Genomic DNA, 24816 nt, shown 5'->3' with positions numbered 1-24816 from the left:
TGAGCCTATTTCCACAACGGAATGGGCTCTTTTCGCGTATATATTCTAGTAAGGATGTTTATATATACAACCTGTGACTTGACTTGAAAAGTTTCATAGTGTTTGCGAAAGCGAGACATTCACTCATTCTGCAAGGTAAGAAGGCCTGAATTGGCGGAAATGCGCGAATTCCTGCCCTGCCAAGGTTGCGGGCGCCTTTTGAAACTGTTACAATTTATTGCAAAACGAGTCAACGCCGCCATTCCCGAATCCACCCGCTCCGCGGGGGTGGGATGGACGAAGAAATCACGAACGGATTTGCGTGAAAGGGGTTTAGCATGCTAGGACTTGTGAAAAAGATATTCGGTGATGCCAACGAACGCGAAGTGAAACGGTTGATGAAGACGGTGGAACAGATCAATGGCATGGAGCCGGAATTCGCGAAATTAACGGATGAACAGTTGCGTGGGAAGACGGAGGAATTCCGCGCCCGTCTAGAGAAGGGCGACACGCTGGAGCAATTGCTGCCTGAAGCGTTCGCTACCGTCCGCGAAGCGGGCAAGCGTGTGCTTAACAAGCGCCACTATGATGTACAGCTGCTTGGCGGCATGGTGCTTCATGAAGGCAAGATTGCCGAGATGAAGACCGGGGAAGGGAAGACGTTGGTCGGAACTTTGCCCGTCTACCTGAACGCTCTTGCCGGCAAAGGCGTGCATGTTGTCACGGTCAATGATTATTTGGCAACGCGTGACAGCGAAGAAATGGGGCAAATTTATCAGTTCCTGGGCATGACGGTCGGCTTGAATCTGGCCGGCATGGATGCTCTAATGAAGAAGGAAGCCTATGGCTGTGATATTACGTACGGGACGAACAATGAGTATGGTTTCGATTACTTGCGTGATAACATGGTGCTCTATAAGGAACAAATGGTTCAACGCCCGCTGAACTTTGCCATTATTGATGAAGTGGATTCGATTCTGGTTGACGAAGCGCGGACGCCGCTGATTATATCCGGACAAGCTGCCAAGTCGACGGAGCTCTACCACATTGCGGATACGTTCGTTACGCTATTGAAGCCGGAAGAGGACTACACAATCGACGTTAAAACGCGCCAGGTCGCTCTGACGGAAGCCGGGGTGACGAAGGCGGAGAAGGTGCTCGGCGTCGAGAACCTGTTCGATGTGAAGAATGTGACGTTGAACCACCATGTACTGCAGGCGCTCAAGGCGCATGCGATTATGCGCCGCGATGTCGACTATGTGGTGAATGATGGCGAGATCGTCATCGTCGATGAATTCACGGGCCGCATGATGGCGGGACGCCGTTACAGCGATGGCCTTCATCAGGCGATCGAAGCGAAGGAAAAGCTGGAAGTGCAGAACGAGAGCATGACGCTCGCGACGATCACGTTCCAGAACTATTTCCGGATGTACCGCAAGCTGGCCGGCATGACCGGTACGGCGAAGACAGAGGAAGAAGAATTCAAGAGCATCTACGGCCTCGAGGTCATTCAGATTCCGACGAACAAGCCGAACCAGCGGAAGGACGGGGCGGATGTCGTCTACAAGACGGAGAACGCGAAGTACAACGCGGTCGTCGAAGAGATCGTAGAGCGGCATCAGAAGCAGCAGCCGGTGCTTGTCGGTACGGTATCAATTGAGAACTCGGAGCTGCTATCGGATAAGCTTCGCAAGAAGGGCATCAAGCATCAGGTCTTGAACGCGAAGTTCCATAGGGAGGAAGCTGAGATTATCTCCCGTGCGGGCGAGCCGGGTCAAGTTACAATCGCGACCAATATGGCTGGGCGCGGTACAGATATTATTCTCGGTGAAGGTGTGCCAGAGCTTGGCGGCCTGCATATTATCGGAACGGAGCGCCATGAGAGCCGCCGGATCGACAACCAGCTTCGCGGCCGTGCGGGACGTCAGGGCGACCCGGGATCGACACAGTTCTATTTGTCGCTCGGAGACGAGCTGATGCGCCGCTTCGGCGCGGACAACGTGCTCGGTATGATGGAGCGCCTCGGCTTCGAGGAAGATCAGCCTATCGAGTCGAAGCTGATTACGCGTGCGGTAGAATCGGCGCAGAAGCGGGTCGAAGGCAATAACTTCGACTTGCGCAAAGTTGTCCTTCAATATGACGACGTGATGAACCAGCAGCGCGAGATTATTTACCGTCAGCGCCGCGAGGTGCTGGAGGCGGAAAATATCCGCCAGATCGTCATGGATATGATCAAGCCTTGCATCGAGCGCACCGTCGACGCGCACTGCAACGAGGATGATATTCCTGAGAACTGGGATCTGCAGGAGATCGTCGATTATATGCATCGGACGATGCTTGATGAAGATACGATTACGAAGGATGACCTGTGGGGCAAGGAGAAGGACGAGATCGTCGAGTTCCTGTTCGACAAGGTCGTGGCACAGTATACCGAGCGGGAAGAGCGTCTTGGAGAGGAGCTCGTGCGCGAGTTCGAGAAGGTCGTTGTGCTTCGCGCGGTTGACTCCAAATGGATGGACCATATCGATGCGATGGATCATCTCCGCCAGGGCATTCACTTGCGAGCGTACGGCGGTACCGATCCGCTGCGTGAATATCAGTTCGAGGGCTACGAGATGTTCAACAGCATGGTTGCTTCCATCCAGGAAGAAGTGTCCCAATATATTATGAAGGCTCGTGTAGAACAGAACGTGGAACGTCAAGCCGTGGTGGACGAGAGCAAAATGTCGACCAACGCCGAGCCGGCTGTCAAGCGTCCGGTTGCCAAGGGCGAGACGATCGGCCGGAACGACCCTTGCCCTTGCGGCAGCGGTAAGAAGTACAAGCAATGCCACGGCAAGCAAGATTAAAGAATTGCACTGCCTAACAGGTAAGTCTCCTCAGTCGGTGACCAAGGATCAACCACAGGAGACACTGTCTGCGCGGCGGCGTGGCAATAAGCCGATGAGAAGGACGGGCGGCAGATTAGGGAGCCGCCCGTTATTCGGATCGGAGGGAATGGAATGACTTCCCTTCCCATACACTATGGTCGAGGTGACAGCAAATGATTGATGCAAGTGTACGCCATCAATTGCGGGATATCGCAGCCAAATTGACCAACCTTAGGGGGTCTCTTTGACTTCGATCTGAAGCAAGAGATGATATCGAACTATGAAGAGAAGATGTCGGCACTGGACTTCTGGGATGACAATGAACGGGCGCAAGGCATTATTAGCGAGCTTAACGCCATCAAGGGTATTGTCGAGGAGTACAGCAAGCTGCAGCAGGACCACGAGGACACGCAGATGATGCTGGAGCTGGCCGACGAGGAAAATGACGAAGGCCTGGCCCAAGAGCTGACAGACAGCGTCAAGCAGCTGTACGAGCGGGTCGAGCAGTTCGAGCTTCAACTGCTGCTCAGCGAGCCGTACGACAAGATGAATGCCATTCTGGAGCTTCATCCGGGCGCAGGCGGCACTGAGTCGCAGGACTGGGGCCAAATGCTGCTGCGCATGTATACGCGCTGGGCCGAGCAGCGGGGCTTCAAGGTCGAGGTGCTGGACTACCTTCCAGGGGATGAAGCCGGCATCAAGAGCGTGACGCTGCTTATCAAAGGATACAACGCGTACGGCTACTTGAAGGCGGAGAAAGGCGTTCACCGGCTGGTGCGCATCTCTCCATTCGATTCTTCGGGCAGACGCCACACGTCCTTCGTCTCCTGCGACGTCGTTCCCGAGATTACGGATGATGTCGACATCGAGGTGCGGACAGAGGACTTGAAGATTGATACGTACCGGGCCAGCGGCGCCGGCGGTCAGCATATCAATACGACGGATTCGGCCGTGCGGATTACGCATATTCCGACCGGCATCGTCGTGACATGCCAGACGGAACGCTCCCAGATCAAAAACCGCGAACGGGCGATGACCCTCCTGCGATCCAAATTGTACGAACGCAAGATTGAAGAGCAGCAGAAGCAGCTTGCCGAGATCCGCGGCGATCAGATGGATATCGCGTGGGGCAGCCAGATCCGTTCGTATGTGTTTCACCCGTACAGCATGGTCAAGGATCATCGCACCCAGGTGGAGACGGGCAACGTCGGCGCCGTCATGGACGGCGACATCGACGAATTCATTGAAGCGTATTTGCGCACATTAATCCAACCCGCTTCCGAATCTTAATAGAGGCTGTTCACAACGACCCGACTTGTTGAACTCGCTCTAATATAGACCGACTTGCCACCTGCGCCGATGTTCACATCGGGGCAGGTTTTTTTCTGCACGGCAACGCTTCACTTTACTAGAGCGTTGGCCGGAATGCAATACTATCATGGACGCGGTCCATGCTCTGCAATTATGGTGACGAAGGAGAGACGCAATCGTAATGCCAACTCAATCCCAATCTCAAGCACAAGCCTCATCGGCATCTTCCCGCAAGCTGCGGCGCCGGGAGCCCCGGCTGCCCTATCATCATCCGCTCCGAGTCGTTCTTGATTATGGCTGGATTTTGGTCGGCGCGTTCATTATGGCGCTCACGTTCAACAGTCTGATGCTGCCGAACCGCATTGCCTCCGGCGGTATCTCAGGTCTATCCATTCTGCTGGAAAAGCAATTCGGCTGGAACCCGGCCTACACTCAGTATGCCTTCAATATTCCGTTATTCATTATCGGCCTTCTGCTGCTCGGCAAGCAGTTCGGCGTACGGACATTCGTCGGCTCGCTGGCGCTGCCGACCTTTATTTTTCTGACGAGCCATATCGAGCCAGCGACAGATAACCCGCTGCTGGCGTCCATATTCGGCGGCATCGGCATCGGCCTGGGTCTCGGCATCGTCTTCCGCGGGCGCGGCTCGACAGGGGGCAACGCCATCTCGGCGCAGCTGCTGCACCGGTACGGACGCATCAGCCTCTCGCTGTCCGTCGCAATCTGCGACGGCGTTATCATCGCGCTGGCTGGCTTCATGCTCTCGTTCGAAAGCGCCATGTATGCGCTCATCGCGCTATTCATTACGAGCAAGACAATCGATATCGTCCAGGTCGGCCTTGGCTCGACGAAGGTCGCCTTCATCATCAGCGAGGAGGCTGAGCGCATGTCGGAGGTTATCCTGCATGATCTCGATCGCGGGTTGACGAAGCTGCGCGGGGAAGGCGGCTTCACGGGAGAAGGAAGAACCGTATTGATGGTCGTCGTCGGCCAGACGGAGATTATCAGGCTGAAGGAGCTGGTCCGCTCTGTCGATCGGCAAGCTTTCGTCATTATTAGCGACACGAATGAAGTGCTGGGAGAAGGGTTCAAGCTGGCTCCCGACAAGCCGTAAGCGGAGTAACAACCACAATATATCCCTCATCAGGCAGGGTCTGGACATTTGACGAATGTTCAGACTCTTTTCTACATGAATTTATGTAAACTTTCTTGACTTGGGTAGTCAGCCGATGGTACGATTATTACAGAATTGTTACCTACATATGGGAAGAAACTCTTTTTACAAAAGTAGACGACTCCTATGAATGATTCCATCATATATATACGATGGATAGGGGATGGATAAGATTCATCTGCCAGAACCACGGCATGAACTAACCGGCCGATTGATGACTGAGTTATGGGAGGTGCATGAATGGCAGTTACGAACAATCGAATCCGTGGCAATCCGTGCGCGCTTCTCATCGTGGTGCTTATTCTCGTCACCTCGATTATCATGCCGATGCACGTTGATTTTCATCCGGTTACGGACGAGTCGCCGAAGCAAGTGGCTGAACCGTATACGCATACCATTGTTATCACGAGGCCGAACGTCAGGGTGAAGTTCGTCGGCCCGCCCCCGATTATTACGACCCCCTCGATTCTAAAATGGAACACTCCATCTGAAATTACACCTCATATCTTTCATTTTTTGGCATTTATTGCGATTGCGCTCAAATGTTTATTTCTCATGCCCGTAAAATTCACCTCGGCGTTTGTAGACAAAGCCATGCGCACTGCTGGCAAAGCCGGGAGCAAAAAGCTGAATCATTACGATAGTGGAGGGAATCACATTGAATATCAGGCAATCGGATTTACCGGGAATTGGTCGGAAGTATTCTATGGAGACAGAGAGCGGAGACAAGCTGGTCATTATTATTCATGACGACGGGCGCCGGGAAATGTACCATTTCGACGAGGAAGATCCCGAGCTTATTCTGTCGACGGTAACGTTGGAGGATGAGGAGGCCCGCATGATCGCCGGTATTATCGGCGGAATGAATTATCAACCGAAAGCACTGGAAACGGTAGAGATGGCACTGAACGATCTTGTCATTGAATGGTACAAACTGGATTCGCATGCAAAATGCATCGGCAAACGCATCGGGGAATTGAAGATCCGCGAACAAACGGGCGCGACCATCATCGCCGTAGTCGAGAAGAACCAATCGAAGCACATTAATCCGGGTCCGGATTATCAATTTGCACCGAATACGACGCTGGTAGTCACCGGGGAAAGGCAGCACCTGAAAGCGCTGAAAGCATTTTTGTCTACTGGATGCGATGAAAGTTGATGAGGGGACGCGGCGCTAAGCCGCATCGATATATGCTGCTATCCCTATGTACAAAGGGGGATATATGGATACATTAATTTTTGAAATTGGACTGGCGATAGCCTTAATTACGATCGTAGGACTCGTGTCGAACAAGCTCCGGTTCTCGGTCATCCCGTTCTATATTTTGATTGGGATGGCCGTCGGACCGCACGCTCCTCATTTCGGAGTCATCGACTTGCGCTTCATTGAGAGCGGAGTATTTATTGATTTCATGGGACGCATTGGCGTGCTGTTCCTGCTATTCTATCTCGGGTTGGAGTTCTCCGTCACACGGTTGCTGAAGTCGGGCAAATCGATTGTCGTCGGCGGGCTGTGCTACATCGGGATCAACTTTGTCTCGGGTCTGCTGCTCGGATGGCTGATGGGCTTCCCGCTCAAAGAGACGATGGTTATCTGCGGCATCATGACGAGCTCGTCCACCGCCATCGTGGCGAAGGTGCTCGTCGATCTGAAGCGGACAGCCAACCCCGAGACCGAGATTATTATGGGCATGATTATGTTCGATGATTTATTCATCGCCGTGCATATTTCGATTTTGTCCGGGCTTGTGCTGAGCGGAGACAGCTCATTCTGGAGCGTGCTCCTGACTTCACTGTCGGCCTTAATCTTCATTCTGCTCTTCCTGTTCATCGGGCGAAGGTTCATTCCTTTTATCGACAAAGGGCTGAATATCAAGTCGGCGGAGCTGTTCCTGCTCGTCATTATCTCGGCACTGTTCCTGACAGCGGGCTTCTCGGAGACCTTCCATGTCGCGGAGGCAATCGGGGCCTTGATGGTCGGGATGGTGCTTGCGGAATCGAGCCATGTGAAGCGGATTGAGCATTATATACTGCCGTTCCGCGACTTGTTCGGAGCGATCTTCTTCTTCAGCTTCGGCTTGACGATTGACCCGACCTCGCTGTTCGGGGCGGTATGGGTAGCTTTGCTGGGGGTTCTGCTTACGATTATCGGAAATATGCTCTCCGGCTATATCGCGGGACGCGTGGCCGGCATTTCCGGGCGTGCCTCGATAAACATCGGCTTTACGCTCGTATCCAGGGGCGAATTCTCAATCATTATGGCCAATATCGGGAAAATGGGCGGACTGCTGCCAGTCGTTCAGTCGTTCGCCGTACTGTATGTGCTTATATTGGCTGTCTTGGGCCCGCTGCTGACCAAGGAGTCAGAGCGAATATACGGATTGTTCGGCAAGCCGAGGCAGAAGCCAAAGCCGAAGCAGCAGCATAAGGGAATGTAATCCGTTCTCCGCATAGATTGGAGCGGGTAGCGGAAGCGTGTATACACTTATATGAAAAAGGCATGAGGAGGAGAAGCCCACGGCTTCGCTCCCCATGCCTTTTTCCTTTGTAGAGGGGGCAAGCATGGAAAATTGGAAAAGTGATTGTATTTATATAAATCCAGATGTATAATGATACATAAATTATTGCGCCGGAACGTATTTTCTACTGAGAGGCAGAGAAATGGAGAGAGGGAGATATGGGGAAGGAACAGGCATTGAAGGTGGCGATTGTCGGATCGACGGGCTATGGCGGTGTGGAGTTGATTCGCCTGCTGCTGAATCACCCGCATGTGGATATTGCGTCCGTCATCTCGGCATCGAGCGCCGGGACACCGATAACCGCCGGATTTCCGCATCTGCATGAGATCGTGACCGACACGCTAGATGGGGTCGACCCGGAGCTTATCAAGAGCAAGGCCGAGATTGTATTTACGGCGACGCCTTCGGGCGTCAGCGCCAAGCTCGTGCCGCAGCTGCTGGAGGCGGGACTCAAGGTCATCGATTTATCCGGGGATTTCCGCTTGAGGGACGGGGCCGAGTATACGAAATGGTATAAGCATGAGGCGCCATCCGCCGAGCTGTTGGAGGAAGCGGTCTATGGCCTGTGCGAGTGGAGCGACCGCGCGGAGCAGGTGAAGGGACGAAGGCTGATCTCCAATCCGGGCTGCTACACGACGGCCGCGCTGCTGGGACTTGCGCCTGCGGTGCAGGCGGGCTGGATCGATCCGGCGTCGATCATTATCGATGCCAAGTCCGGCGTGTCCGGGGCAGGCCGGGGCGTGAGCCTGAATGTTCATTACGCTGAGATGAACGAGAACTTCAAGGCTTACAAGGTGAATAAGCACCAGCATATCCCGGAGATCGAGCAGCTGCTGGGCGAAGCCGCGGGAGCGCCAGTGACCGTGACCTTCACGACCCATCTGACGCCGATGACGCGCGGCATTCTGTGCACGATGTACGCCACGCTGACCGGGGAGTATACGGAGCAGGACTTCATTCGGCTTTATCAGGAGAGCTACGCGGGGCGGCGCTTCGTCCGCATTCGCCCGCAAGGGGAGCTGCCGGCGACGAAGGAAGTATTCGGCTCCAACTATTGCGATATCGGCTTCGCGGTTGATGTGCGAACGAAGCGGGTGACGGTCATTTCCGTCCTCGACAACGTCGTCAAGGGAGCGGCCGGGCAGGCCATCCAAAATTTGAATCTGATGATGGGCTGGGAGGAGAGTAGCGGACTCCAGCTCGCTCCGGTCTACCCATAACTGCAACTTACCATTTCAGAAGAAGAAGGTCGATGCCTTATGAAAAATAGAGGGAATCTGCTTACCGCCACAGAGGCGCCCTATGAGATAATTCCCGGTTCCGTCACGACACCGCTTGGCTTCCGGGCCGGGGGGCTCCATTGCGGACTGAAAAAAACCGATCGCAATGATCTCGGCGCCATCGTATGCGACGTGGCGGCGACGGCGGCGGCGGTCTACACGACGAACGCCTTCCAGGCCGCCCCGCTGGCCGTGACCCGCGCCAGCCTGGCGGAAGCCGGCACGCTGCGCGCCGTGCTCGTCAACAGCGGCAACGCCAACGCCTGCACCGGCAAGCAGGGCGAGGCGGATGCGGACCGCATGCGCAGCGGCTTCGCCGCGCAGTTGGGCTTCGCGCCGCATGAGGTGGCGGTCGCTTCGACCGGCGTTATCGGCGAGCCGCTGAAGATGGAGTGCGTCGAGCGGGGCATGGCGGCTTTGCCTGCCCGGCTGACGGCGGAAGCGGATGGCGCCGAGCAGTTCGCGCAAGCGATTCTGACGACGGATCTCGTCAAGAAAGAAGCCTGCGCGGCGGTAACGGTGAACGGCAAGAGCGTGACTGTTGCAGGCGCGGCCAAAGGTTCAGGCATGATTCATCCGAACATGGCGACGATGCTCGGCTTCGTGACGACTGACGCGGCGATTGAGCGATCCGCACTGGAGCGGCTGCTGCGGCAGACGACCGACGTGACGTTCAATATGATCACGGTGGATGGCGACACGAGCACGAACGATATGCTGCTCGCGATGGCCAGCGGTCTGGCGGGCAATGAACCGCTACACGAGGGTCATCCGGATTGGGCGACGTTCGCCGCCGCCTTCCGCTACATTTGCGGCCAGCTGGCGCAGGCGATAGCTCGCGACGGCGAAGGGGCGACGAAGCTCATCGAGGTGAACGTCACCGGCGCGGTGACCGAGGATGCGGCCCGGGCGATTGCGAAGTCGATTATCGGCTCCAGCCTTGTCAAGTCCGCCGCTTTCGGCGCGGATGCGAACTGGGGGCGGATTATCGCGGCGGTTGGCTATTCGGGCCAGCCGGTGAACGTTGACACCGTCGATATTCATATCGGGCCGATCGAGGTGCTGAAGCAATCGACGCCGGTCCCGTTCGATGAAGAGGCGGCGCTGGATTATTTGAAGGGTGACACGGTTCATATCCACGTCGACCTCCATATGGGCACCGGCGCAGCGACGGCATGGGGCTGCGACCTAACCTATGATTATGTCCGCATCAATGCGGCCTACCGGACGTAGATAGGCGTTGGATAATGGAGAGGATGAATCTTTTATACCGCTAAGAATATAGATAGGCTTAAAGAGAGATTAGCTTCCCGGTGGAGAGGGGGATGGACCTTGCACATGTTGTCTCAGGAGCAGGAGCAGGGAACCGAGACGCTGCACTTCGTACGGACGGAACGGTTCGTTATGAAATGCGGCGGCAGCACTCTGGCGGCGCTGCCCGATACATTCTATCAGCAGCTGACGCAGCTGCAGGCGGAAGGCACGATGCCGGTCATCGTGCACGGCGGCGGTCCGGCGATCTCGGCGATGCTCGACAAGCTCGGCATCGAGAGCGAATTCGTAGGCGGGCTGCGCAAGACGGATGAGGCCGTGCTGGACGTTGTGGAAATGGTGCTGGCCGGACAGATCAACAAGCAGATTGTCCGGCGCTTGACCGGGACGGGTGCGCGTGCGGTCGGCCTATCGGGAACGGACGGCGGGCTCATTCAGGCCCGGCCGGTCGCCAATCAGGCGGAAGTCGGCTTCGTCGGCGATGTAACGCAGGTAAATGCCGAGTTAGTTGAGGCGATGATCGGCCAACAGTATATGCCGGTAATCGCGCCGATCGGACTCGACGGCGGCGGACAGCGCTACAACATTAATGCGGATACGGCGGCCGGCGCGGTTGCTGCGCATCTCGGCGTGGAGCGGCTTATCGTCATTACCGATGTGCCGGGAATTATGAAGATGAACGACGGCGTTCGCACCGTCCTTCCCGTCGTGACGACAGAGGCGATGGAGTCGATGATCGCGAGCGGAGAGATTTACGGTGGGATGATTCCGAAGGTTCGCGCCGCGATGCAGTGCATGGCGGGAGGAGTGAAGGAAGTCGTCATCGCCGACGGGGCGGAGCCCGGAATATTGCGCCGCCTGATGAGCGGTGAGATTATTGGCACGCGAATCGTGCAGGAACAAGATAGGGAGGGAGTACAGTGACACAGGCGGACAACGTAACATCATCATTATTGCCAACCTATGCGCGCTATCCAATGACACTCGTGAAAGGAAGCGGCAGCCGATTGTGGGATGATCGGGATAACTCGTATCTCGACTTCATGAGCGGCATCGCCGTGGCGAATCTCGGGCATGTGCCGGAGCGGGTCAAGGCACGCGTGCAGGAGCAACTGGAGACGCTCTGGCATGTCTCCAACCTGTTCCGCATTCCGCAGCAGGAGCAGGCGGCCGAATGGCTGACGAAGCATACCTGCGCGGATGCGGTCTTCTTTTGCAACAGTGGAGCGGAGGCGAACGAGGCCGCCATCAAGCTGGCCCGCCGCTATCACGCCAAGGTGGCGAAGAGCGAACGATATGAGATCATTTCGTTCCAGCAGTCGTTCCACGGCCGGACGCTGGCGACGCTGACAGCGACGGGGCAGGACAAGGTGAAGGAAGGCTTTCACCCGTTACCGGAAGGCTTCCGCTATGTGTCATTCAACGATATCGAGAGCCTGCGGGCGGCCGTGAACGATAAGACAGCCGCTATTATGCTGGAGATCGTACAGGCCGAAGGCGGCGTGCATACGATTAAGGCGGCCTTCGCCCAGGAAGTGGCGAAGTTATGCGCCGAGCATGGGCTGCTGCTTATCATCGACGAGGTGCAGACGGGCATGGGCCGCACGGGAGCGCTGTTCGCGCATGAGCATTACGGGCTCGAGCCCGACATATTCACCGTAGCGAAGGGGCTGGGCAGCGGCTTCCCGGTCGGCGCGATGCTCGCCAGAGAGCATCTGCGCGAAGCGTTCGGCCCCGGCAGCCACGGCTCGACCTTCGGCGGCAATCCGCTCGCGATGTCCGCGGTCATCGGCACGATGGAGACGATGATCGAGGAGAAGGTCGCCCAGCGGGCGGCGGAGCGCGGAGCGTATCTGCTGAACTCGCTGAAGGTGAAGCTGAGCGACGTGCCGGTGGTGAAGGATGTTCGCGGCTTGGGGCTCATTATCGGCATCGAATGCAGCGAGCCGGCCGCGGACATCGTGGAAGCCGCCCGCGCCGCCGGACTGCTCGTCATTACGGCTGGTCCGAACGTTGTCCGGCTGCTGCCGAATCTGCTCGTAACGCCGGAGGAGATCGATGAGGCGGTCTCGATTCTACATCAAGTGCTGGAGGAGCATTCGCTGGCGAAGGCGCTCGTATAAATCAATACCACAGCCGGAGCCTGCCGGGCGCTTGTGGCCTGGGGCTTCGTTCATTGAAGGCGCAACAGGAATAGATTCGCGGTTGAACCGCCGCGACGAGACAGATCACGGAGGTGGCTTTTATGACATTGACAGAGGCGAAGTTTGATTTGCGCGGACGCGATTTCATCGCGCTGGCTGATTATACGAAGGAAGAGCTGGAATACTTAATCGATTTGGCGATCGAACTCAAGCGCAAGCAGAAGGCGGGCGAGGTGTACCATCCGCTGGCGGGCAAGACGCTCGGCATGATTTTCGAGAAGTCGTCCACCCGGACGCGTGTCTCCTTCGAGGTGGGAATGTACCAGTTGGGCGGCCATGCGCTTTTTTTGAGCAAAAACGATCTGCAGTTAGGGCGTGGAGAGACGATCTCGGATACGGCGCAGGTGATGTCCCGCTATCTGGACGGCATCATGATTCGAACGTTCGCCCATCGCACGGTCATTGATCTGGCTCGTAGCGCGACGATTCCGGTCATCAACGGACTGACGGATATGAGCCATCCTTGCCAGGTGCTGGCCGACTACCAGACGATTCTCGAGCATAAAGGCCGTCTCGCCGGCTTGAAAGTCGCTTATATCGGCGACGGCAACAATATGGCGTACTCGCTTATGATGGGCGCGGCGAAGCTGGGTGTCAACATGGCTGTCGCTTCGCCGGAAGGGTACGCGCCGGATGCAAATGTGATTGCCCAATGCAAGGAGCAGGCCGGCCTGACCGGAGCGGAACTGCTTGTCACTCAGGATCCTGCCGAAGCGGCCGCGGCTGCGGATGTCATTTACACGGATGTGTGGGCAAGCATGGGCTTCGAGGAAGAGCAGAAGGAACGGGAGCAAGCGTTCAAGAGCTTCCAGGTGAACGAGGACCTCGTGCGCTATGCGAAGCCGGATTACATCTTCATGCATTGCCTGCCGGCGCATCGCGGCGAAGAGGTAAGCGCGGGCGTTATTGACGGCGGCAATTCGGTTATTTTCGACGAGGCGGAGAATCGCTTGCACGCACAGAAGGCGATCTTGGCGGCTTTGATGGGATAACGGGATAGCCGGAATACTATTGCAGGAACGGGATGAAGAGGAACGGGGGAGATAGAAGTGGAAAAGATCAAAATCGTATTGGCGTATTCGGGCGGCCTCGATACGTCGGTCATTTTAACCTGGTTAAAAGAAACCTATGACGCCGAAATTATCGCGTTCACCGCAGATGTGGGCCAGAAGGAAGAACTGGACGGCCTCGAAGCGAAGGCGATCGCTACCGGTGCATCCAAAGTATATATCGACGATCTCCAGGAGGAGTTCGCTCGCGATTTCATCTATCCGATGTTCCAGGCGGGCGCCCTGTACGAAGGCCAATATTTGCTCGGCACGAGTATCGCGCGGCCGCTGATTGCGAAGCGCATGGTTGAGATCGCCCGCAAGGAAGGGGCCAAGTTCATCGCGCATGGCGCGACGGGCAAAGGCAATGATCAGGTGCGCTTCGAGCTGGCTGTCGCGTCGCTGGCGCCGGACATCGAAGTGATCGCCCCATGGCGCTCCGAAGAGTTCCGGGCCCAATTCCCGGGCCGTGCCGAGATGATCGCTTATGCGGAGAAGCATGGCATTCCGGTGCAGGCATCGGCGGCGAAGCCGTACTCGACCGACCGCAACCTGCTTCATATCAGCTTCGAAAGCGGCATGCTGGAGGACCCGTGGTTCGACGCGGCTGCCGACAGCAACAAGGAAATGTACGTGCTGAGCGTGGCGCCGGAAGACGCGCCAGACGAAGCCGAGTACGTCGAATTGACCTTCGAGCAGGGGAATTGCGTCGCGGTCAACGGGGAGTGTCTTACGCCGCTGCAGGTGATGAACAAGCTCAATGAGCTTGGCGGCAAGCACGGCATCGGCCGCGTCGACATGGTCGAGAACCGCTTCGTCGGCATGAAGAGCCGGGGCGTATACGAGACGCCGGGCGGCACGATTCTGTTCACCGCACACCGGAAAATGGAGTCGCTCACGATGGACCGCGAAGTGATGCATCTGCGTGACTCGCTCATTCCGAAGTATAGCTCGATCGTGTATAACGGCTTCTGGTTCGCACCGGAACGCCTTGCGATTCAAGCGCTCGTGGACGAGGGCCAGAAGCATGTGTCAGGCACCGTTCGTCTGAAGCTGTACAAAGGCAATGTCCTCGGCGCCGGGGTGCAGAGCCCGTTGAGCCTGTACAATCCGGATATCGCGACGATGGAAGCCGATCCGACCCAGGCTTACGATCAGAATGATGCGACCGGCTTCATTCATCTGAACGCGCTGCGGCTGAAGGTCGCATCCGGCATCCATGGCGCCAGCGTGCACGGAGCGAAGCTGGAACAATAGACGGCACGGAACAGGCAGGCGGAGGCTCGGGAGCTGCGCACGGCAGCTGCCGCCGCTTGCCGCAGGCACGGGTTCAAGCAAGGTGGAGGGGGTTACAGGGTGAGCAAATTATGGGGCGGCCGGTTCACGAAGCAGACGAACGAGCTGGTGGAACAATATACGGCCTCGATCTCATTTGACAAATTGATGGCAGAAGAAGACATTCAGGGCAGCCTCGCGCATGTCACGATGCTGGGCCGCTGCGGAATTCTACCGCAGGACGATGTCGAGACCATTAAGAACGGATTGAATCAAGTATTGAACCGGATTCGGAACGGCGAGATGGAATATTCCGTATCTGATGAAGATATCCATATGAATATCGAAAAGGCGCTGATAGAAATCGTCGGCCCGGTCGGCGGGAAGCTGCATACGGGACGGAGCCGCAACGATCAGGTGGCAACCGATATGCATCTCTACTTGCGCAAGCATGTCGTCTCCTTCGTCGGCCTGCTGGCTGACCTGCAGAACGCACTTATCAAGCAGGCCAAGGAAAATATCGACACGATCGTGCCGGGATACACACATTTGCAGCGGGCGCAGCCGATCCTGTTCGCCCATCATTTGATGGCGTACGTATCCATGTTCGAGCGCGATATCGAGCGCCTTATCGACAGCTACAAGCGGATCAATGTTCTGCCGCTCGGCGCCGGCGCCTTGGCGGGGACGACCTTCGCCATTGACCGGCATCTGGTCGCTGAGCAGCTCGGCTTCGACCGCGTGTACGAGAACAGCCTCGATGCGGTGAGCGATCGCGACTTCATCGTCGAGTTCCTCTCGAACGCGTCGCTCATTATGATGCACTTGTCCCGCCTGTGCGAGGAGATGGTGCTCTGGTCAAGTACCGAGTTCCAGTTCATCGAGCTGGATGATGCGTTCTGCACGGGCTCCAGCATTATGCCGCAGAAGAAAAATCCGGATGTGGCCGAGCTGGTGCGGGGCAAAACCGGACGCGTGTACGGGCATCTCGTCGGCATGCTGACTGTGCTCAAGGCGCTGCCGCTCGCGTACAACAAAGACATGCAGGAAGACAAGGAAGGCATGTTCGATACGGTCGACACGCTCGATGGAGCGCTGCGCCTGTTCGCGCCAATGATCGGCACGATGAAGGTCAACCGCGGCCGGATGGCCGATGCGGTTCGACAGGACTTCTCCAACGCGACCGACATCGCCGACTTCCTCGTGAACAAAGGCTTGCCGTTCCGGCAGGCGCATGAAGTGATCGGCAAGACGGTGCTCTACTGCATCGAGCGGAACAAGTTCTTGCTCGATCTAACCCTGGAAGAATTCCAGTACTTCTCCCCGTTGTTCGACGAGCACATCTATACGGTGCTGCAGCCGGAGAACGTGGTCAACGCCCGCAACGTATATGGCGGCACCGCGACCGGTCAGGTGCAGGCGGCGATCGCCCGAGCCGAGCAAGCAACGGCGAAGACGGCGGCCTGGGTGCAGGAGAAGCTGCCGAATGCATAACCGTTTAAATATCGGGTACATCGGTTCATGAAAATGGGCCTTACCCTTTCCGTTATAACGCTAGGCATGCGTTAATAGCGTCCCGTGAGGCGCTGACGCATGCCAAGGCAATATTAGAGGTCCCTGCCTGATGCGGCAGGGATCTTTTTTTCGAGTGGGACAACAGGCCGTTGTTGTTAGGTTGTTATCTGTCCTTTGCTGTGAAAAGTCCGGAGGCACCCTCTCCCCGTCGTTCAGAAGTAGGTTTTGGTGCTGTGCCTGTTACGTAATCCTCTTCTGTCCAGGAATTTCGTGTGGATGGAGCGTCTTATAGCCACTCTCCCCATCGTTCAGGAATGCGTACGCGTATCTATGCAGATCCTTAGATGCAACCAACTCTACGACCAGAGTAAGGTATGTACTCACTTCCTTACATGCATTCTCCCCTAAGCTCAGAAGCCGGTAGATGCGGAATCCCTCGCGAACGATCTCCCTGTGGCTCCCTCTAGAGGCAGCACATTTCTCTTGCATACTCGCTTATTCACAGGATTTCAACTTCCTCAGGAATAGTTTCTGTATATAAGGCTCTTAATGTATATTTTCTCCTAGGGTCAAAATGATATCTGGCGGGCCCCTTATAGGCAAATCCCCTTTATTCAGAATCTAGCCCCTGCAAGCATTGCTTCTTTTTCCTTGCCGTGCTCTCCGATGGTAACAGGCCAAGTCGTACTCTAAAAGTAAGAAAGGTAGCAATGATGGTCGTTCAAAAGACTTGCGTAGCGAGGGAGTTCCTGACTGGATGGGATACCGGCCAAAAGAGCAACCGGAGGTATACCTGACCGGGTGGGAGATTGTCAAAAGAGCATTCGGAGGTGTACCTGACCGGATGGGATATTGGCCAAAAGAGCAATCGAAGGGTACCTGACTCGATGGGAGACTGGTCAAAAGAGCATCCGAGACATGCCCTCCTAGAGGAAAATGGTACCAATTGGCGGAACCTAAACGTAAATGTTAACAAGACCTTCATTTGCCACCATATGTTACTTGTTGTATAATAAAGAGAAGGCGCTTTCATTGGCTGATACAACTTTCTACAGGAGGGATGTCCATGCCTATGCCGAAGTACGTTACCGACATCGAGAAGATCACGCAGATACCCGAGACGGAAAGGAAAAGGCTGAAGCAGATCACGGAAAAGTTCGTATTTCGTGTAAATGACTATTATTTGAACCTCATTGATTGGAACGACCCCGATGACCCCATTCGGAAGCTAGTGATTCCGAACACGGGTGAACTGCAGGAGTACGGCCGTTGGGATGCCTCGGATGAGGACACCAACTATGTCGTCCCCGGCTGCCAGCACAAGTATGGCACCACCGCCTTGTTAATTGTGTCGGAGGTATGCGGCGCTTATTGCCGATACTGCTTCCGCAAGCGTCTCTTCCGCAACGATGTCAAAGAAGCAATGTCCGATGTCAATCCCGGCTTGGCCTATATTGCCAACCACCCCGAAATCAACAATGTCCTGTTAACCGGCGGGGATAGCCTCATCCTCGCGACACCGAAGCTTAGAATGATTCTGGAACGCCTTCGCGCCATCCCGCATGTGCAAATTATTCGCTTGGGATCTAAAATGCCCGTTTTCAATCCGATGCGAATCTATGAAGACGAAGCACTGCTGGAGACGATCCGCGAATTCTCCTCGGCGGACAAGCGCATCTATGTGATGGCTCATATTAACCACCCGCGCGAGATTACGGCGGAAGCGAAGCGGGGCTTCGAAGCGCTTCATCAGGCCGGCGCCATCGTTGTCAATCAGACGCCTATTCTCCGTGGCATCAATGACAATGCCGATGTGCTCGGCGAGCTGCTTGACAAGCTGTCCTGGGCAGGCGTGACGCCTTATTATTTCTTCGTCAACCGCCCGGTAGCGGGGAATCGCGAGTTCGTGCTTCCGCTGAAGGATGTATACCGCCTGGTAGAGGAAGCGAAGGCGAAGACTTCCGGCTTAGGGAAGCGGGTCCGCCTCTCGATGAGCCATACGTCAGGGAAGATCGAGATTCTCGCAATCGAAGACGGCAAGGCGTATCTGAAATATCATCAATCCCGTGACAACCAATATGGGCGCTTCATGGTACTGGATTGTCCGGACGACGCGGCTTGGTTCGATGATCTGCCGGGGAACGAGCAGTTCTGGACGCCGCCGGTGAAGAAGAGCGAGGACGTCGTGTCCGTCAATGCGCTGCCTGATATGCCGGAGCGTCGAACGAAGAGGGATGCGTAATGCAAAGTTCCGCCCTGTCGATTGTCCGACTTGGTGTTTCAGTTGACCGCTCCCGGTTCCAGTGAACAGCCTGGCCTGTCCATCTGTGGAAAGGCCAACAACCTCGGACGACCGACTACAGGGAATGGCGGCGAACTGCAATTGATCGCCTTGTATCCGGATCCAACTTCATTCTTATGAAGAGGCGGCGCTCACCGCATGACGGTAGGGCGACCCATAAGAACATCATATTGGACAGGGAACAGCCTTGGCCCCATACGGTCAAGGCTGTTAGTATGCCACCCACTACGTCTGCAAGGTATCCAAGCGGCGTTCCCCACGTCACGGGATCCGATCAAGTATTCGGCTTGAAATCAGGCCCATTGATTCCATCCTCCAGAATCGGTTCCTTCTCCGTCTTCGGCTTCGCAGGAACGGTCCCGCTGCCGTTGTTCACGGCAACCAGCGACGGCTGAGGCTGGTAGGTATCCATCGCAATACGCTCGCGCTCCACCTCATTGCCGTCCACCATTTTAATGCGGTACGACTCGACGACATATCCTTTTTTGCCCTGCTGCAGCACCTGCTCCGTGCCGGAAGTCAGATTCGGGTTTTTGACGTACTTTACTTGCGGATCCAGCACCTTGACGGTTTTCGTCTCCATTTTATAGGAGAGGTTCTTATCCATCGTACCGAAAAATTTGATCGTCAAGCGCCCATCTTCGGTCTCGGTCCGGATAAGGAGGTGCTTGCCGGTAGAGTTTTTGAACTTGAAATTGATATACCCTTGGGAAAAGGTCGCGTCCAGCCCCAGAGGCAGGTACGAGACGGGCAAGGAATGATTGCGCCGTTCGACGATTTCCAGTCCAGTCCTAAGCACCGCATTGTAGAGCGTGCTCGAGACTTGGCAGATGCCGCCGCCGATGCCGGGCACCAATTTGCCGTTATAAATGACAGGAGCTTCCTTGAAGCCGTACTTCTTCTCTGTCTCCGCGATCACTTTGTCATAATCGAAAATGTCGCCTGGCTTCAATATCATGTCGTCGATCGTTTGGGCGGCCGCTACGACATTATGCGTGCGCCCGTCCTCAGACTTGGCGAAGCCGGTCGAGAACTCGATAATTTTCCGCTCGATCCCTTCCGCCTTCAGGGAGGCGACCGTTACCGGCGGATCCGTGAGCACCAGGGGGGCTTCGATGCGGATGGCTCCTCCTTCATACCAGACCGGAGGAATGGCTGCCCGAATCAACTGCTCCAGCTGCATCCGATCGACGCGGTATACTTGCCGCTCCGGCGTATAGGCAATCTGGTCATCCTTCATAATCTCGCGCGAGGCATTGACCGGCATTCCGAAGCTTGCCGTCTCCCAGCCCGGCGTAAACCGTTCCTTCCACACATTCGCTTTCCAATGAAACTGCAGCTCCCACTCCTTGTTGAAGCTTCTTCTTGCCATTATCCGATCCCAGAGAGCCCCGTCCTGCAAGGGCTTCAGCGCGGCCAACAGCGACTTCGCGTCATAGGTTACCCCGAGTGCGGCCAAGGTCGTCTTGACCGGAGCTACCCCGCTGGAGCCGAAGGTGACCTCCACCGGCGTCGCTTCCACTTGCCGCAGCCGCTGATCCAGTTCCTCGCGAAAGGCAGCAAAGGACATCCCGCCCACTTCCCAGGAAGAGAGCCGGACATCCGGCGGAATGCGGTCTTGCGAAGCATAGCTGTTCGCCCAGCCCCAGAGGGCGGTCACGGCCAGCAGCAGCGAAGCGGCTACGATGAATAGCGCATGTATTTTTTTCAAACCGATTGCCTCCTGCATGATGAAAGTAAAATTCAGTCTCTCTCACTATATGCGCGGGAAGAGGCAAACTTTACTTGGAAAGCGCAGGGGCGGTTACTGGGCATTCAGCTATGATTTTTCAAAAATTCAAATGTTCTCCCTAATGTTTTTTCGGCATGAGGAGAAGTAAAGTCAAATTGATATTCATGGCCCAACTCGGGATTGGTGCCTTCAAATAATACACTATCCACTTCGACGCCGTTCTGAACGAGAACGTCGATGAGATCGGCGGAATGCGGCGCCAATGGATCGACGTCTCCCACGGTAAGAAAGACAGGCGGGTAATCCGGCGTGATATGGTTAATCGTGGACATCTCGTCCAGCCGGGAGAAGGTAGCGAAATCTTTGACTCCCGTATAGGACCAAAACACCGACTCCACTCCAAGCCGCAGAATAAAAGAGGACCGGGGCTGAGTCATTCTATCCATATTGTAAAGACCACAGTATAAGAGGGCGCCTTTGAGCTGGTTTTTCGCGACGGAGGGCTGTATCCCCATCGAATTTGCCAGGTTTTCATTTGTTATGACAGCTGCGGTTTGACTGGCGATCTGGGCTCCCGCTGAATCGCCGCCAATAAATAATCGGCTCATATCGCCGCCGTATTGCCCAATATGGTCCTGCAAATATTTCAGCGCCTGGTTGGCTTGAATGACGGGCCCCGGATATTTTTGCCCCGGAGCAAGGGCGTAGTTGATATTGGCTACGACATACCCTTCATTGGCGAGCGCCATTCCATACTCTTGCGTTTGCTCTTTATTCCCGGATACGAATCCCCCTCCATGTATCCACATTATGACGGGGAGAGCCTTGTCAGCTTTTTTCGGATAGTAAATATCGAGGAGGCTATTCTCCAGTCCGTGCTCCTCATACACAACATCTTTTACGATATGGACTTGCTTAGTGATTGTCTCAATGTTGCTGGGCGATGCAAAGGGCTTCCATTCGAAAAGCTGCTTAATGATCAGGGCGTTAAGCGAGGGCGTAAACTGACCGATGATATATATGAGCAGTATAGGAATAACCAAGATCGCCGCGATAGCCGCGCCAAGTATCCGTTGTGTTATTCGATGACGTGATTTCTTTGTTTTCATTCGAATCAACCCTTCCTTTCTCGTTGTCGTGCTTGCTTGGCTAGTTGACCCGCTAATGCAAGTATGGAGATTGTAACATAAGGAAGGTGGCCAGGAAAAATGGCCTTTCCCTTTGCAGGATTGACCTATAGTTTGAATCGACACTTTCCGCATGATGTACCATGTCGGACCTCGTGCAAGCCGTAAAAAGATGTTGAATTTCGCTTGTTCTTAGAGGAATTCGCGTGCGGGTGTCGAATATGTAGAGGCTAATCTTTTATAACGTAGGGTGTGATGATTTGATAGAAATGCAGGATGTGTGGAAGACATACCAGGACGGGTCGCATGCATTGCGCGGGGTCTCTGTCCGAATTGACAAGGATGAATTCGTCTATGTGGTTGGTCCTTCCGGAGCGGGGAAATCAACCTTTATGAAGCTGATATACAGAGAGGAAATTCCGACGAAAGGACAGATTGTCGTCAGCGGGTTCAATATCGGGAAGCTGAAGCACCGCAAGATTCCGTTCGTGCGGCGCAATATTGGCGTCGTGTTCCAGGATTTCCGCCTGCTGCCCAAGCTGACTGCCTATGAAAATGTGGCCTTTGCGATGGAAGTCATCGAGGCACCGCCGAAGGTCATTAAGCGCCGGGTGCCGGAGGTGCTCGAGCTAGTCGGCTTGAAGCATAAGGCATCGAGTCTGCCTGCCCAATTGTCCGGCGGGGAGCAGCAGCGAATCGCGATCGCCCGGGCGATTGTGAACAATCCCTCGGTCATCGTCGCGGACGAGCCGACCGGCAACCTCGACCCCGAGAACTCTTGGGGCATTATGAAGCTGCTGGAGGAAATTAATTACCGCGGAACGACGATCGTCATGGCGACGCACAACAAGGACATCGTCAACGCCATGCGTCAGAGGGTTATCGCGATTGAGCACGGACATATTGTGCGGGATGAGGTACGGGGGGAATACGGATATGACTTTTAATACGTTGGCCCGCCATCTGAGAGAAGGCAGCAAGAGCTTGTTCCGCAACGGATGGATGTCATTCGCCTCCGTAAGTTCGATCGTGATCTCTCTGTTCATTCTCGGTGTATTCATGGTATTGTCCATCAACCTCAATGAGATTACGAACAATATTGACAATCAAGTGCAGATTCGGGTCTTCCTTCAACTGGATGTGACGCCGGAGGAGACGAAGCTGCTGGAGACCGATATCGGCAATATGTCCGAGGTCAGCAAGGTCGTCTTCATCTCGAAGAAGGAAGGAATGAAGCTGCTGGAGCAGCAAATGGGCGAAGACGGCAAGGAACTGCTCGCCGGCTATAACGACGAGACCAATCCGCTGCCGGATTCCTTCACGGTTGATGTGTATGAGCCGGATCATGTGCCGATCGTCGCCAAAAAAATCTCAATGCTGAATGAGACGAACAGCGCCAAGCCGATCTGGAAGGTGCAGTACGGCAAGGGCACCGTCGAGACGCTGTTCAAGGTCACCTCGACCATCCGCAACTTCGGGCTGCTTGTCGTTGCCGGGCTGGCCGTTACGGCCATGTTCCTCATTTCCAATACGATTAAGGTGACGATTATGGCGCGCCAGCGCGAGATCGGCATTATGAAGCTGGTCGGCGCGACGAATTCATTCATTCGCGGACCGTTCTTCGTGGAAGGGGCCCTGCTCGGCATCATTGGCTCGGTGGTGACCATCGCATTGCTATTCTACGGGTATCAGCAGCTGACCACGCATTTTGAGTTCGGACTGATGATTATTAAGCTGGTTCCCCTTTCGGATATTTGGCTGCTCGTGGGCGGAACGCTGCTTGGCCTCGGCGTCGTCATCGGCGTATGGGGGAGCACGATTTCGATACGGAAGTTCTTGAAGGTCTAATCCCTTTTTTCAAAATAGGACACTCGACGCAGATGCACCAGATGACAGGTAAGGAGGAACCGTGTTGACGAAGCAAGGATGGAAGAAGAAATGGATTGCCCTGATAGCAGGGGGCGCTCTTCTATTGACACTCGTGCCGCCGACGGTTGGGGAAGCGTCGGAGCTGGATAAAGTGAACAAGCAGCTTCAGGACCTGCAGCGGCAGATGCAGGAAGCGGAGCAGAAGCAGCAGGAGGCCGATGCCCAGAAAGCGCAGGCCGAGAAGTTGATTACGAAAACGACCAAGGATCTGAATTACGTCGTCGGCGAGATCGAGAAGAAGACGAAGGAAATGCTCGATCTGACGCTCGAAATCGACAAGACGGAGGCGAATCTGGAGGAGGCAGCCCAAGAACTGGAGGATATCAAGCACCGGATTGCCGAACGGGAGAAGCTGCTCGATTCGCGCGTGCAGCTGATGTATACGAACGGCGCCGTCTCTTATATCGATGTCTTGTTCAGCGCCACGAGCTTCTCCGATTTCGTCGATCGGCTCGATTCGATGCAGACGATCGCTTCGCGGGACAAGGAAATATTGACCGAGCATAAGCACGACAAGGAGCTTGCTGTCGTCAAGAAGCAGGAAATCGAGACGGAGCTGAAGCGGGTCAAGCTGCTGTACGCCAAGCTGGATGAAGCGAAGAAGAACTTGCAGTTGAAGGAAAAAGAGAAGAAGGTCATGATCGCCAGCTACGAGAAAGAGGCGGAAGACAACCACGGCATAAGCGAAGAGCAGGAGCGTCTCCTGATGGAATTCGCCAAGCAGCGCGCCGAGTTGATTCGCAAAAAGAATGAGCTGAATGCGCAGCGTCAGCAGCGCAAGACAGGTCAAACACCGCAGAAAGTATATACGTATAGTGGAGGCAAGCTCGGTCTGCCACTTCAGGCTGACTACTACATTTCTTCGCCGTTCGGTTACCGCACGGATCCGATTACCGGCGCCAAAAGCGCGTTCCACAGCGGCATTGACATGGCGACCCCGGGCGGGACGGCAATCTATGCGGCCGAGGACGGAGCGGTTACCGTAGCCGAGTGGTATGGGGGATATGGTAATTGTGTTATAATTGATCACGGTAACGGGCTCTGGACGCTGTATGGCCATATTCGCCCGGGCGGCATCAAGGTTCAGAAGGGCGATATCGTCAAGCGTGGCGACAAAATCGCGGAAGTGGGCCAGACCGGCCGCGCGACGGGCAACCACCTTCATTTCGAGGTGCGGCTGAATGGCGAACAGGTGAATCCGGACGCTTATCTCAAATAAAATGCACTGCAATGGCATATACTAGTAAAGACCTAAGCATGCGCATATGGACAAGACAA

Annotated in this window: 19 protein-coding genes; 17 read left to right on the top strand and 2 right to left on the bottom strand. The window is 55.4% G+C overall.

Translation table 11 applies throughout. The features are described 5' to 3' along the window. Window positions 1-317 precede the first annotated feature (317 nt). The 14 genes from secA (at window position 318) to DQX05_RS08140 (ending at window position 18690) form a co-directional block, all read left to right on the top strand. On the top strand, window positions 318-2828 hold the full coding sequence (gene secA, locus DQX05_RS08210; RefSeq protein WP_119792542.1) for a preprotein translocase subunit SecA: 2511 nt from the start codon (window positions 318-320) through the stop codon (window positions 2826-2828). A 194-nt stretch (window positions 2829-3022) separates the two neighbouring features. Then, window positions 3023-4139 (top strand): peptide chain release factor 2 gene (prfB, locus tag DQX05_RS08205; protein ID WP_119792540.1). Its coding sequence is split into 2 segments (ribosomal slippage): window positions 3023-3094 and window positions 3096-4139, totalling 1116 coding nucleotides; the frame shifts between segments, so codons are not numbered across the junction. Between the two features lie 202 nt (window positions 4140-4341). Continuing rightward, entirely contained in the window at window positions 4342-5274 is a 933-nt protein-coding gene (locus DQX05_RS08200) for a YitT family protein (RefSeq protein WP_119792538.1), read from the top strand. A gap of 300 nt (window positions 5275-5574) precedes the next feature. After that, a complete protein-coding gene (locus DQX05_RS08195) occupies window positions 5575-6084 on the top strand; it encodes a hypothetical protein (RefSeq protein ID WP_119792536.1) in 510 nt (169 codons plus the stop codon). After that, window positions 6041-6493 (top strand): cation:proton antiporter regulatory subunit, encoded by a 453-nt coding sequence (locus DQX05_RS08190; RefSeq protein ID WP_119792535.1) that lies wholly within the window; start codon window positions 6041-6043, stop codon window positions 6491-6493. The genes DQX05_RS08195 and DQX05_RS08190 overlap by 44 nt, the downstream gene beginning before the upstream one ends. Window positions 6494-6557: 64 nt before the next feature. Then, entirely contained in the window at window positions 6558-7772 is a 1215-nt protein-coding gene (locus DQX05_RS08185; protein WP_087440198.1) for a cation:proton antiporter, read from the top strand. A gap of 239 nt (window positions 7773-8011) precedes the next feature. Continuing rightward, window positions 8012-9073 carry an N-acetyl-gamma-glutamyl-phosphate reductase gene (gene argC / locus DQX05_RS08180; RefSeq protein ID WP_119792533.1) on the top strand — a complete coding sequence of 354 codons (1062 nt, stop codon included), beginning with the start codon at window positions 8012-8014 and terminating at the stop codon, window positions 9071-9073. Between the two features lie 39 nt (window positions 9074-9112). Further along, window positions 9113-10366, top strand: a complete 1254-nt coding sequence (gene argJ / locus DQX05_RS08175; protein ID WP_119792531.1) for a bifunctional glutamate N-acetyltransferase/amino-acid acetyltransferase ArgJ — start codon at window positions 9113-9115, stop codon at window positions 10364-10366. A gap of 105 nt (window positions 10367-10471) precedes the next feature. After that, window positions 10472-11329 carry an acetylglutamate kinase gene (gene argB, locus DQX05_RS08170; protein ID WP_119792529.1) on the top strand — a complete coding sequence of 286 codons (858 nt, stop codon included), beginning with the start codon at window positions 10472-10474 and terminating at the stop codon, window positions 11327-11329. Further along, window positions 11326-12528, top strand: a complete 1203-nt coding sequence (locus tag DQX05_RS08165) for an acetylornithine transaminase (RefSeq protein WP_119792527.1) — start codon at window positions 11326-11328, stop codon at window positions 12526-12528. Before argB ends, DQX05_RS08165 begins: the two co-directional genes overlap by 4 nt. 122 nt (window positions 12529-12650) lie before the next feature. Continuing rightward, window positions 12651-13601: an ornithine carbamoyltransferase gene (gene argF / locus DQX05_RS08160; RefSeq protein WP_119792526.1), complete on the top strand. Its 951-nt coding sequence runs from the start codon at window positions 12651-12653 to the stop codon at window positions 13599-13601. Between the two features lie 57 nt (window positions 13602-13658). Further along, window positions 13659-14915, top strand: coding sequence for an argininosuccinate synthase (locus DQX05_RS08155; RefSeq protein ID WP_119792524.1), 1257 nt, complete (start codon window positions 13659-13661; stop codon window positions 14913-14915). 99 nt (window positions 14916-15014) lie between these two features. Further along, a complete protein-coding gene (gene argH / locus DQX05_RS08150) occupies window positions 15015-16427 on the top strand; it encodes an argininosuccinate lyase (protein ID WP_119792522.1) in 1413 nt (470 codons plus the stop codon). Between the two features lie 1087 nt (window positions 16428-17514). After that, a complete protein-coding gene (locus DQX05_RS08140) occupies window positions 17515-18690 on the top strand; it encodes a KamA family radical SAM protein (protein ID WP_119792518.1) in 1176 nt (391 codons plus the stop codon). Between the two features lie 334 nt (window positions 18691-19024). On the opposite strand, the gene DQX05_RS08135 is transcribed toward DQX05_RS08140, so the two are convergent. Both DQX05_RS08135 and DQX05_RS08130 read right to left on the bottom strand, forming a co-directional pair. Further along, complete coding sequence (locus tag DQX05_RS08135) at window positions 19025-20461, bottom strand: VanW family protein (RefSeq protein ID WP_119792516.1); 1437 nt, start codon at window positions 20459-20461, stop codon at window positions 19025-19027. 104 nt (window positions 20462-20565) lie between these two features. Continuing rightward, window positions 20566-21591, bottom strand: a complete 1026-nt coding sequence (locus DQX05_RS08130; protein ID WP_182914673.1) for an alpha/beta hydrolase — start codon at window positions 21589-21591, stop codon at window positions 20566-20568. A gap of 278 nt (window positions 21592-21869) precedes the next feature. Here DQX05_RS08130 and ftsE point away from each other — a divergent pair, with 278 nt between their 5' ends. The 3 genes from ftsE (at window position 21870) to DQX05_RS08115 (ending at window position 24757) form a co-directional block, all read left to right on the top strand. Next, on the top strand, window positions 21870-22556 hold the full coding sequence (gene ftsE, locus DQX05_RS08125; RefSeq protein WP_119792515.1) for a cell division ATP-binding protein FtsE: 687 nt from the start codon (window positions 21870-21872) through the stop codon (window positions 22554-22556). Then, entirely contained in the window at window positions 22546-23457 is a 912-nt protein-coding gene (gene ftsX, locus DQX05_RS08120; RefSeq protein WP_119792513.1) for a permease-like cell division protein FtsX, read from the top strand. Before ftsE ends, ftsX begins: the two co-directional genes overlap by 11 nt. A 64-nt stretch (window positions 23458-23521) precedes the next feature. Next, the gene (locus DQX05_RS08115; protein WP_182914672.1) at window positions 23522-24757 is read left to right on the top strand and encodes a murein hydrolase activator EnvC family protein; all 1236 of its coding nucleotides are present in this window, start codon (window positions 23522-23524) and stop codon (window positions 24755-24757) included. Window positions 24758-24816 lie beyond the last annotated feature (59 nt).

Source organism: Paenibacillus thiaminolyticus (assembly GCF_003591545.1).
GTDB lineage: Bacteria > Bacillota > Bacilli > Paenibacillales > Paenibacillaceae > Paenibacillus_B > Paenibacillus_B thiaminolyticus_A.
The sequence above is the reverse complement of the archived record's forward strand: the minus strand, read 5'-3'. Positions and strand labels throughout refer to the sequence as shown.